This is a genomic window from Aquitalea sp. S1-19, from assembly GCF_024343515.1.
On record NZ_RJTZ01000113.1, the window covers coordinates 1 to 9,518 of the forward strand.

12 protein-coding genes are annotated in these 9,518 nt (G+C 60.5%); all 12 read right to left on the reverse strand.

Going from position 1 to position 9,518, the window contains the following annotated elements; all coding sequences use genetic code 11:
• Positions 1-1,073 (reverse strand): retention module-containing protein (locus tag EGI20_RS14475; RefSeq protein ID WP_498632333.1); only part of this gene is annotated, 1,073 nt, incomplete at its 3' end.
• A gap of 222 nt (positions 1,074-1,295) precedes the next feature.
• Positions 1,296-1,889, reverse strand: a complete 594-nt coding sequence (locus tag EGI20_RS14480) for a response regulator transcription factor (protein ID WP_498632335.1) — start codon at positions 1,887-1,889, stop codon at positions 1,296-1,298.
• 3 nt (positions 1,890-1,892) lie between these two features.
• The gene (locus EGI20_RS14485) at positions 1,893-3,296 is read right to left on the reverse strand and encodes an HlyD family type I secretion periplasmic adaptor subunit (RefSeq protein ID WP_498632336.1); all 1,404 of its coding nucleotides are present in this window, start codon (positions 3,294-3,296) and stop codon (positions 1,893-1,895) included.
• Positions 3,296-5,464, reverse strand: coding sequence for a type I secretion system permease/ATPase (locus tag EGI20_RS14490; RefSeq protein ID WP_498632337.1), 2,169 nt, complete (start codon positions 5,462-5,464; stop codon positions 3,296-3,298). The genes EGI20_RS14485 and EGI20_RS14490 overlap by 1 nt, the downstream gene beginning before the upstream one ends.
• A gap of 230 nt (positions 5,465-5,694) precedes the next feature.
• Complete coding sequence (locus tag EGI20_RS14495; protein ID WP_124736693.1) at positions 5,695-6,054, reverse strand: DUF2069 domain-containing protein; 360 nt, start codon at positions 6,052-6,054, stop codon at positions 5,695-5,697.
• Entirely contained in the window at positions 6,051-6,788 is a 738-nt protein-coding gene (tatC, locus tag EGI20_RS14500; RefSeq protein WP_124736694.1) for a twin-arginine translocase subunit TatC, read from the reverse strand. Before tatC ends, EGI20_RS14495 begins: the two co-directional genes overlap by 4 nt.
• Positions 6,789-6,797: 9 nt before the next feature.
• Positions 6,798-7,301: a Sec-independent protein translocase subunit TatA/TatB gene (locus EGI20_RS14505; RefSeq protein WP_498632339.1), complete on the reverse strand. Its 504-nt coding sequence runs from the start codon at positions 7,299-7,301 to the stop codon at positions 6,798-6,800.
• A 12-nt stretch (positions 7,302-7,313) separates the two neighbouring features.
• Positions 7,314-7,520: a Sec-independent protein translocase subunit TatA gene (gene tatA / locus EGI20_RS14510; RefSeq protein WP_498632341.1), complete on the reverse strand. Its 207-nt coding sequence runs from the start codon at positions 7,518-7,520 to the stop codon at positions 7,314-7,316.
• Between the two features lie 65 nt (positions 7,521-7,585).
• A complete protein-coding gene (locus tag EGI20_RS14515; protein WP_498632343.1) occupies positions 7,586-7,909 on the reverse strand; it encodes a histidine triad nucleotide-binding protein in 324 nt (107 codons plus the stop codon).
• Between the two features lie 17 nt (positions 7,910-7,926).
• Positions 7,927-8,256 (reverse strand): phosphoribosyl-ATP diphosphatase, encoded by a 330-nt coding sequence (locus tag EGI20_RS14520; protein WP_220789313.1) that lies wholly within the window; start codon positions 8,254-8,256, stop codon positions 7,927-7,929.
• Positions 8,257-8,363: 107 nt separating this feature from the next.
• Positions 8,364-8,762 carry a phosphoribosyl-AMP cyclohydrolase gene (gene hisI / locus EGI20_RS14525; RefSeq protein ID WP_498632345.1) on the reverse strand — a complete coding sequence of 133 codons (399 nt, stop codon included), beginning with the start codon at positions 8,760-8,762 and terminating at the stop codon, positions 8,364-8,366.
• Positions 8,763-8,873: 111 nt separating this feature from the next.
• The coding region (gene hisF / locus EGI20_RS14530) for an imidazole glycerol phosphate synthase subunit HisF (RefSeq protein WP_498632346.1) at positions 8,874-9,518 on the reverse strand (645 nt) is incomplete at its 5' end.

The window sequence follows — 9,518 nt, forward strand, 5'->3', positions numbered from 1 at the left end:
ACGCTACCTGCATCGCTACCCTTGCCGGTGTTGCCAGCAGGATCCTTCACGCTTGCCTCGGCTTTGTAGCCACCTTCCGACAATGGGTCTTTCACATCCACGCTGTAGCTACCGTCCGGTTTCACGGTGGTGATCAGCGTCTGCTGATTGCCCTTGGCATCGGTGACCACGAGGGTGACGGTGCTGCCTGGTGCAGCGTCGGTTTTTCCGGTGATGGTCGGCGTGGTGTCCTTGCTGTTGTCCGGCGCTTCGACGGAGATCGTCGGCGCGGTAACGTCAACGCTACCTGCATCGCTACCCTTGCCGGTGTTGCCAGCAGGATCCTTCACGCTTGCCTCGGCTTTGTAGCCACCTTCCGACAATGGGTCTTTCACATCCACGCTGTAGCTACCGTCCGGTTTCACGGTGGTGATCAGCGTCTGCTGATTGCCCTTGGCATCGGTGACCACGAGGGTGACGGTGCTGCCTGGTGCAGCGTCGGTTTTTCCGGTGATAGTAGGTGTATTGTCGTTACTGTTGTCCGGTGCTTCGACGCTAATGGTCGGCGCGGTCGTATCGGGAGGCAGCACGGCCTCAGGCTCGGCATTATTCGCAGCCGCACCTTCAATCTGCGGAATGTCGCGGGTTTCGATGTTGCGGGATTCAAGACTCAGCGAATTGAGGGTTTCGACCACGCGATCCAGGCGCACAAAGCCGAAGCCGCCGTTGTTGGCGCCACCGCCGCTCAGGCCGGCGGCGGTTTCTTCCAGCACATTCAGCGGGTCTTCGTTATTGTTCAGCGCGGCGATCACGCGCTCGGCTTCGGCACTGATGGGGGCGACGCGGGCTTCGCTGGCGTCGACGGCATTGGGTAGCAGGGTTTCTTCGGCCAGCAGCACGGTGCGGCCGCCATCGAGATTGACCAGTTGGCCATCGGGGCGGGAGAAGGCCAATGCGGCGCCCTGCGCCAGTTCGATACGCTCGCCGGAAAGGATGATGTCACCGGCCTTGAGCAGACGGCTGCTGCCGTCGGCGGCAATCGCCTTGACCACGCCCTGAATGGAAACAACCTGACCCTGTGCCTGATTCGCCATGATAAACCCCGAGTGACAATATGCTGATGTTGTCAGGCTATAAGCTTACGTATGGCGTGGATATTGTACTGAAGGGCAATGTGGTTAAACGGAGACAGGGAAACGGGACGGGATTGAAAATCCCGGGTTCCTGATCCCGGGATTAGATTAGAAAGGTATCGCGACTGAAGCGCCTACAGGCATCGCGGCTAAAGCCGCTCCTACAGGGCGCACCAAACTTATTCAGGCCAGTTTGAGCAGCAGTTGCAGGCGGTCGTCGACGCCGAATTTATGGAACAGGCTGCTGAGGTGAGCCTTGACCGTACGTTCGGCAATATCGAGTTCGCGCGCGATGTCCTTGTTGGCCATGCCGCGCTTGAGAGCGGCGATGACTTCGGCTTCGCGCGCCGTCACCCGCTCGCGCCAGGCTTCCTGCCCCGAGTCCGGCAACTGGCTGCCCAGCTGGCCGCACAAAAGCGCCAGCAGATCACGCCCGACCCAGCTGGAGCCGGTCTCGACTGTGCTGACAATCTGCTGCAGCAAATCGGCGGTGGAATAGGCGTGGGCATAACCGGCCGCGCCCTGTTGCAGCCAGCGCAGCCCTTCGCGGTTGTCCGGGTCGGAGCTCATGGCAATCACGCGGCCCTGACGGCACAAGGCAGGCCAGTTCGCCGCCTCGATACCGGGCAGCGCCAGATCGACCAGCACCAGCTGTTCGCCTTGCAGCGCACCTGCCAGCGTGGCCGCGTCAGCGACGCGCCAGCAGCGTTCGCGCCCCAGTGCCGTGCGCCAGCTATCGGCCAGCGCTTCACTTAATGTCAGCAGCAGGATGGTCATGGTTTAACGCTCGCTTAATGCTTCGGCCTTGGCGCGCAGCACCGGCTTGAGCATATAGGACAGGATGGATTTCTTGCCGGTCATGATGTCGACCTGCGCCACCATGCCCGGAATAATCGGCAGCTTGGCCTCGCCCAGACGCGAGCCCTTGGTGCGCACCTTGACGATATAGAAGGCATTGCCTTTTTCATCGGTAATGGTATCGGCACCGATGCCTTCGAGCACGCCTTCCATGCCGCCATAGATGGTGAAGTCGTAGGCGGTGTAGCGCACCACGGCGCGCTGGCCGGGTCGCAGGAAAGCGATATCGCGCGGCGTGATGCGCGTCTCCAGCAGCAGCGATTCATTCAGCGGCACGATTTCGACGATGTCCTTACCCGGCTGTACCACGCCACCCACGGTATTGGTATACAGACGCTTGACCTCGCCATGCACCGGGCTGCGGATTTCGGACAGTTTGACCTTGTCTTCCAGCCCGACACTGCCTTCGGACAGGCTGCCCATCTTGCCCATGGTTTCCGATAGTTCGATGCTGGCCTGATTGCGGAACGCCAGTTCCACTTCCTGTATCTTGCGCTGCGCCTCGCTGATCGCTGCCTGAATGCGCGGAATCTGCGCGCCAGCCATATCACGCTCGCCACGATAGCGCGACACATCGCGCTCCAGACGCAGCAGGTCGACATCGGAGACCGCGCCGGTTGCCTTGAGCGGACGGGTGACGCTCAGCTCGCGGTTGGTCAGCTCGAAGCCCTGTGCCGCCTGCTCGCGCCGCGCACGCGCCTCATTCAGCTCCTGGGTGCGCTGTGCCAGTTGCTGGCGCGCAATCGAGACATTGGCATCCAGCTCCATCCGGCGCGAGTTGTAAAGTTCCAGCTCCTGACGCGCGATATCGGGGGCACGCTGGCTCACTTCGTCCGGCATCACAAAAGGCTGGCCGGAGGCAATAGCCTTGAGCCGCGCCGACTTGGCCAGCTGCGACAGGTATTGCGCCTGGTTTTCGCGCAGCGAAGACACGAAGCGGGTGTTGTCGACCTTGAGCAGCAAGTCGCCCTTGTTCACGATCTGGCCTTCTTTCACCATAATCGCCGACACCACGCCGCCATCCAGGCTTTGCAAGTGCTGGTTCTGGCCCGAGGCCACCACCTTGCCCTCGCCGCGCGAGACTTCGTCCACCTTGGACAAAGCAGCCCACAAAATGGCCACCACAAACACCGCGGCCATCAGCCAGATAAACAGGCGCGGACGCTGCGGCTGCTGCTCGAGAATGGCCCAGTCGGCATCGGCGGCAAAATCGTTGCGGTCGGCGATATCCTTGGCCGCCGCCCAGTCCATCAGCCTGTCCCAGTAGGGCGCGGTCTTATTCTGCCCGCGTTCGCTCCAGACTTTGAAACGTGTTTTCCAGTCCATTACGCGGCCCTCCCGACTTGACCCTGCTGCAAGGCTTCCACCACCTGCGCCTTGGGGCCATCGGCCACGATGCGCCCTTGGTCGATCACGATCAGGCGGTCGACCAGATCCAGCAGGCTGTTGTTGTGGGTGACCAGAATCAGCGTCTTGCCCGGCAAAATGCTCTTCAGGGTTTCGCGTATCTGCGACTCCGAGGTGTGGTCCATATTGCTGGTCGGCTCATCCAGCAGCAGGATGGGCGGAGCATTCAATAGCGCCCGCGCGATGGCGACCGATTTTCTCTGCCCGCCGGACAGCGATTCGCCACGTTCGCCGATCAGCATGTCGAAGCCCTGCGGGTGGCTGTTGATAAAGCCGGTCAGCCCGGCCTGCTCGGCGGCGGCAGCGACGCTGGCGTCGTAGGCATGCGGCGAGCCCATGGCGATATTCTGGCGCATGCTGCCGTAAAACAGCACCGCGTCCTGCGGCACATAGCCGATATTGCGCCGCAATTCGGCCGGGTCTATCTGCTTGATATCGATGCCGTCGACGCGAATGGCGCCTTCGCCCGGCTGGAATAGCCCCAGAATCAGCTTTTGCAGCGTGCTCTTGCCGGAGCCTACGCGGCCGATGATGGCCACCCGCTCGCCCTCGCGGATACTGAACGAGACATCCCGCAACGCCACCATCGGGTTGGCCGGGTAGCTGAAGCTGACGTTCTTGAACTCGATTTCACCCTTGAAGTGGGTGCGATGGAAGAAGCTGGCATCCTTCTCGCGCTCGACCGGCATTTTCATAAAGCCATCAAGCGAAGCCAGCGACGTCTTGGCATTGTGGTATTGCGTCATCAGCCCCACCACCTGCCCCAGTGGGGCCATGGCACGGCCGGACAGCATCACCGCCGCGATCACGCCGCCCATGGATACGCTGCCGGCCATGATCTGGTACACCCCCATCACCAGCATGCCGACCGAAACCAGCTGCTGGATCAGACCGGCAAAGTTCTGCGTGGACGAGGCCAGCAGCTTGAGGCGCGAGCCGACTTGCGCCAGAAACAGCGTCGATTGCTCCCAGCGTCCTTGCAATTCGCCCTCGGCCGCCAGCACCTTGACCGTCTCCAGATTGGACAGACTTTCCACCAGATGCGCGTTGCGCTGCGAGGCCGCGCGCAAGGTGGTTTCCGCCATTTCCTGCATCTTGCCCTGCACCAGCAGGGTAAACAGCAGCATGGCCACGGTACCCAGCACCACCGGAATAGCCATCATCGGCGAGATCCACATAATCACCAGAATGAAGACCAGCAAAAACGGCAGATCGATCAGCGCGGTGATGGAGGCCGAGGCGATGAAATCACGTATGGTCTCGAAGGCCCTGAGGTTGGCGGCAAAGGCGCCGACCGATGCCGGGCGCGCCTCCATACGAATGCCCAGCACCCGCTCCATAATCAGCGCCGACAAGGTGACATCGACGCGCTTGCTGGCCAGATCGACCAGATAGCCACGCGACAGCTTGAGCAGAAAATCGAAAACCAGCACCAGCGCGCCACCGATGGCCAGCACCCACAAGGTGTCGGTCGCCATATTCGGCACCACGCGGTCGTACACATTCATCGAGATCAGCGGGAAGACCAGCGCAAACACATTGATCAGAAAGGCCGCCATCAAGGCGTCGCGATACAAGGGCCAGCTGGCCAGTACCGTCTGCCAGAACCAGTGGCGCGAGCGGATCTGCGCCAACTCGGGCGCGCGTTTTTCGTACTGGAACCGCGGCTTCACCAAAATGCCGATGCCGGCATAACGCGCCTCCAGCTCGGCCAGCGACAGCTCGACCACTGCATCCGGCAACTCGGCATAGCTGACGGCCACCTTTTCGCCATCGACACTACGCAAAATGCAGGCATCGTTGTTCTCCAGCAACAACACCGCGGGCAACAGTTCGCTGCGCAGGCTGGCCAGCGGCTGGCGCACCACCCGTGCCGCCAGGCCTATGCGCCGCGCCGAGCGGGCAAACATCGAGGGCGACAAACGGTTATCGGCCAGCGGAATGCCAGCCAGCAGCGACTCGCGCGTCGCATTCAGGCCAAAGCCGCGCGCCAGGGAAAACAGGCAATCAAGAAGAGGATCGAGGTGGATAGCCTGCTGGCTAAAGCCGCCACTATCGCTGGAAGAAGATGAGCCGTGATAAGCCATGGTGACCTCTGAGCCGAGATACTACTCATGCTCATATAGAGTTTTATGCGTTAACTATAGTTTCACATAATAATAACCCAAATAAATTTCTTGCCGTGGCTTTTTAATGACTTTGTTATTTCTGGCGCAACAGATGCCAGCCATGACGACGCACGGCAAGCCAGAAGTCGGCACGGATAATGAGGCGGAACAGGGGGGAACAAAACCAGGCCGCAAGCAGCCTGGCGGGATTAAAGCGTAGCGTGTGCAGCAGCCGGGCGGCCAGTGCGGATAAACATCAAAACCGAAACAAAGTAGATCGTGGTCAGCGCGATTTCGCCCCAGGCCAGTTGCTGGCTCAGACCGCTATCGCCCCAGCCGCGCATCACCCCTTCGCCAAAGAAGGCGAGGATGAACATGCACGACCACTGATAGGTATAGACCCGCCCCTTGAGGATGCCGGGCAGCGGCAGCAGCAAGAGCGCAGCCTTGAGCACCAGCCACGAGCCACCCTCGCGCAGCGGCGCCCACCACAGCTCCCAGCCCAGATTAAGCAGGATCAGCGCGATCAGGCTGACAATGGCACCCCAGTGAAACCAGCCCTGCTTCATGTCGGCTCCTTGCTGCCAGTGTCTGGCGCCTTGCCCAGAAATACCGACAGCAGGATGCCACACTCGTATAGCAGCCATAGCGGCACCGCCAGCATGATCTGCGACAGTACGTCCGGCGGCGTGACAATGGCGGCGATCACAAAAGCGCCGACAATCACATAAGGCCGGCCCTGACGCAGCTGTTCCACGCTGACAATGCCCATACGCGTCAGCACAATCACCACCACCGGCACTTCGAACGTCACGCCGAAGGCGACAAACATGCCCAGTACAAAAGACAGATATTTATCGATATCGGTCATCATGGCGACGCCGGTCGGCGTCACCGCGCTCATAAAGCCGAACACCACCGGAAATACCAGATAGTAGGCGAAAGCCATGCCGATAAAAAACAGCAGCACGCTGGAGACCACCAGCGGCACAATCAGTTTTTTCTCGTGCTGGTACAGACCGGGCGCGATAAAAGCCCAGACCTGATACAGGGTATTGGGCAGGGAAATCAGGAAGGCAACCAGCATGGTGACCTTGACCGGCACAAAAAACGGCGCGGTCACATCGGTGGCTATCATCTGCGCACCGGCAGGCAGCACGTCCATCATCGGTTTGGCCAGCAGGTGATAAATATCCCCCGCCCAGTGGAACAGGGCGATAAATACGATCACGATGCCGGCTGCGGCGCGCACCAGTCGGTTTCTCAACTCGATCAGGTGCGCAAGCAACGGCTGTTCAGTCATTGATGCTCGTTATGCTGAGGGTTTGTCGGCTGGCGCCGACGCGGGAGGATCAAACAGGTCAAGCTGCTTATCGTTGACCAGCGGCAGTGTGTCATCTGCATCATCGCGGTGTGCGGCGGCAATCAGCTCATGCGGATCGGTATCGGCGGCGGGTGCGAGTGCCACATCCGGCTGCAGGCTGCGGCGGGCCTCGTCAAATGGCGCGGCGGCACTGCTGGCCACCTCATGCAGCGCGCTCTGCTGCTCGGCGACCACGTTCTTGACCTCGTCCACCTGCTCCTGCATCTGCGAATGGAAGCTGTCGGCCGCGCCACGGATGTCCTGCGAGATACCTAGCAGGCCGCTATCCGCCGCCTGCTGCTGCACATCGGCCTTCACACTGGACACAAAGCGCTGCGCGCGCCCGATTAGCGCACCTAGCGTGCGCGCCACGGTCGGCAGGCGTTCGGGACCCAGTATCACCAGCGCCACCACGCTGATCAGGATGATTTCGCCAAAGCTGATTTCAAACACGGCTAGCCGCGCTTATTTCTTGTCGGTATCGGAGTCGGCATCAATCACGCGGCCGGCTTCCGGTGCCTTGGCCTTGTCGTCGCCATCTTTCATACCGTCCTTGAATGCCTTGACCGCACTGCCCAGATCTCCACCCGCATTACGCAGTTTCTTGGTGCCGAAAACCAGTACGACAACCACCAGAACGATCAACCAATGCCAGATGCTGAAGGAACCCATAATGACTCTACCTTAAAAGATGAATGGCACGCCGCCACGCTGGCAGGCGTGCAGATTAAATATGCTCAGGCCTTGTGGCCGAATACGTGCAGGTGCAGATGGAACACTTCCTGCCCGCCACCCACGCCGGTGTTGATCCCGCACTTGAAGCCGTCGGCCATGCCCTGCTCGGCAGCCAGTTGCGGTGCCAGCAGCAGCATGCGGCCCAGCAAAGCCTGATGCGATGCATCGCACTGCGCCAGGCTGGCAACGTGCAGCTTGGGAATGATCAAAAAATGCACCGGCGCAATCGGGCGGATATCGTGAAAAGCGAGGAAGTCTTCGTCTTCGTACACCTTGTTCGACGGAATCTCTCCCGCCACAATCTTGCAAAACAGGCAATCGCTCACTGCATGACTCCCGGGGTTTATGGTTGCGGCTTGCGTGCCAGCTTTTCATCCAGGCCCGAGATGCCCTCGCGCCGCTTGAGCTCCATCAGCACGTCTTCGGGGCGCAGGCCGTGATGGGCCAGCAGCACCATGCTGTGAAACCACAGATCCGCCATTTCACGCACCAGATGCAGACGGTCGCCATCCTTGGCGGCCAGCAGCACCTCGGCGCTTTCCTCGGCCACTTTTTTCAGGATTGCATCCTCGCCCTGCTTGAACAGGGACGCCACATAGGACGACCCGGCCGCGGCTTCGCGCCGCGCTTCCAGCGTATCAGCCAGATGACTGAGTATCTCGGTGTTGATCATCAGACTGCCCTCAAGAAGAATCGGCCAAAGTATAAGTCGATTTTATTGCAAATTTACGAAAACTTGATAAGGAAAAACCCTAGCCTTGCGCCGGATCAAACTACCGTTCAGTTTCCCGCCCCATAAATGGCCGCAGGGTCCTTCAATACCTCATCCACACTCACCCAGGCACCCTGCTCGAAGCGCCGGTAAAAACAGGAGGCGCGCCCGGTGTGGCAGGCGATACCGCCGGCCTGCTCGATCTGCAACACCACCACATCTCCGTCGCAATCCAGCCTGAGTTCCTGCACGCGCTGCAAATGGCCGGACTCCTCACCTTTTTTCCACAATTTCTGCCGCGAGCGGCTGTAGTAGTGAGCGATACCGCTGTCGGCCGTCAGCTGCAGGGCCTCACGGTTCATCCACGCGACCATCAGCACGCGCTGGGTCTTTTCATCCTGGGCGATGGCGGTCACCAGACCGTTGCCATCCCACTTCACTTCATCCAGCCACGGGCTGTTGTTCATGGTTTTCCTTTAGCTCTCGGGACTCAGGACTCAGTATTCTGGATGAGCCAAAATCACGGCAACACATCGGTTCCCGAATCCCGGCTCCCCGATCCCGCATCGCTACCGCACTTACAACCTCACCTCTATCCCCGCCTCGCGCATGGCTTCTTTAGCCTGACGCACGGTGTATTCGCCGAAGTGGAAGATACTGGCAGCCAGCACCGCATCCGCCTTGCCTTGTGTGACCCCGTCGACCAGATGCTGCAGATTGCCGACGCCGCCAGAGGCGATCACCGGCACCGACACCGCATCCGCGACCGCACGCGTGAGCGCCAGATTGAAGCCGGCCTTGGTGCCGTCGCGGTCCATGCTGGTCAGCAATATTTCACCGGCGCCATAGTCGGCCATTTTGACGGCCCACTCGACCGCATCGATGCCGGTAGCCCGCCGTCCGCCGTGGGTGAAGATTTCCCAGCGGCTGTTGTCGGCATTCACCGCCTTGGCATCCACCGCCACCACAATGGCCTGACAACCGAAACGTGCGGCTGCCTCGCGCACCAGGTCCGGATTGGTGATGGCCGCAGTATTGATACCGACCTTATCGGCACCGGCATTGAGCAGGCGGCGGATATCATCGACTTTACGCACGCCGCCTCCCACGGTCAGCGGAATAAAGACCTGATCGGCCACCGCTTCGATCACATGCAGGATCAGATCGCGCTCGTCGGAGCTGGCGGTGATATCGAGAAAAGTCAGCTCGTCGGCGCCCTGATC

Excerpts from the sequence above, each read along its gene's own strand:
- tatC (WP_124736694.1), bottom strand. The coding sequence starts at position 6,788 with ATGACTGAACAGCCGTTGCTTGCGCACCTGATCGAGTTGAGAAACCGA.
- EGI20_RS14480 (WP_498632335.1), bottom strand. The coding sequence starts at position 1,889 with ATGACCATCCTGCTGCTGACATTAAGTGAAGCGCTGGCCGATAGCTGG.
- EGI20_RS14490 (WP_498632337.1), bottom strand. The coding sequence starts at position 5,464 with ATGGCTTATCACGGCTCATCTTCTTCCAGCGATAGTGGCGGCTTTAGC.
- hisI (WP_498632345.1), bottom strand. The coding sequence starts at position 8,762 with ATGAACAACAGCCCGTGGCTGGATGAAGTGAAGTGGGATGGCAACGGT.
- EGI20_RS14485 (WP_498632336.1), bottom strand. The coding sequence starts at position 3,296 with ATGGACTGGAAAACACGTTTCAAAGTCTGGAGCGAACGCGGGCAGAAT.
- EGI20_RS14495 (WP_124736693.1), bottom strand. The coding sequence starts at position 6,054 with ATGAAGCAGGGCTGGTTTCACTGGGGTGCCATTGTCAGCCTGATCGCG.
- EGI20_RS14520 (WP_220789313.1), bottom strand. The coding sequence starts at position 8,256 with ATGATCAACACCGAGATACTCAGTCATCTGGCTGATACGCTGGAAGCG.
- tatA (WP_498632341.1), bottom strand. The coding sequence starts at position 7,520 with ATGGGTTCCTTCAGCATCTGGCATTGGTTGATCGTTCTGGTGGTTGTC.